This window comes from Saccharopolyspora soli (assembly GCF_022678645.1).
GTDB lineage: Bacteria > Actinomycetota > Actinomycetes > Mycobacteriales > Pseudonocardiaceae > Saccharopolyspora > Saccharopolyspora soli.
Map to the genome: position 1 here is coordinate 1 of NZ_JALBWV010000180.1, position 633 is coordinate 633.

The window sequence follows — 633 nt, forward strand, 5'->3', positions numbered from 1 at the left end:
ACGATGGCGCGGTACGTTTTGCCGGAGTTGGATTACGACTACGCGGCGTTGGAACCGGCGATTGCTGGTGAGATCAACGAGTTGCACCACGGCAAGCATCACGCGGCGTATGTCAAGGGTGCCAACGACACGGTGGAGAAGATCGCCGAGGCGCGGGAGAAGGGTGATTTCTCGTCGATCGTGGGGTTGGAGACCACGTTGGCGTTCAACTTGGCGGGGCATTCGCTGCACTTGGTGTGGTGGAAGATCCTCTCGCCGCATGGTGGGGACAGGCCCACGGGTGAGTTGGCGGCGGCCATTGATGAGGATTTCGGGTCTTTCGATGCGTTTCGGGCGCAGCTGGAGGCGGTGTCGACGACGATCCAGGGCAATGGGTGGGGTGTGTTGGCGTGGGATCCGGTGGGTCGGCGGTTGATCACGCAGCAGTTGCGGGATCACCACTCGAACCTGTCGATCGCGACGACGCCGCTGCTGGTGTTCGACATCTGGGAGCACGCTTATTACCTGCAGTACCGCAATGTGAAGGCGGATTACGTCAAGCAGTTGTGGAACGTGGTCGACTGGGACGAGGTCGGCAAGCGCTTCGCTGATGCCCGCGCGGGCTACAACGGCCTGCGGCTGCCCACCGCCTGA

Annotated in this window: 1 protein-coding gene; it reads left to right on the forward strand. The window is 62.1% G+C overall.

The genetic code is table 11. The features are described from left to right. The first annotated feature begins 3 nt into the window (after nt 1-3). Nucleotides 4-633: a superoxide dismutase gene (locus MOQ72_RS44200; RefSeq protein WP_242192047.1), complete on the forward strand. Its 630-nt coding sequence runs from the start codon at nt 4-6 to the stop codon at nt 631-633.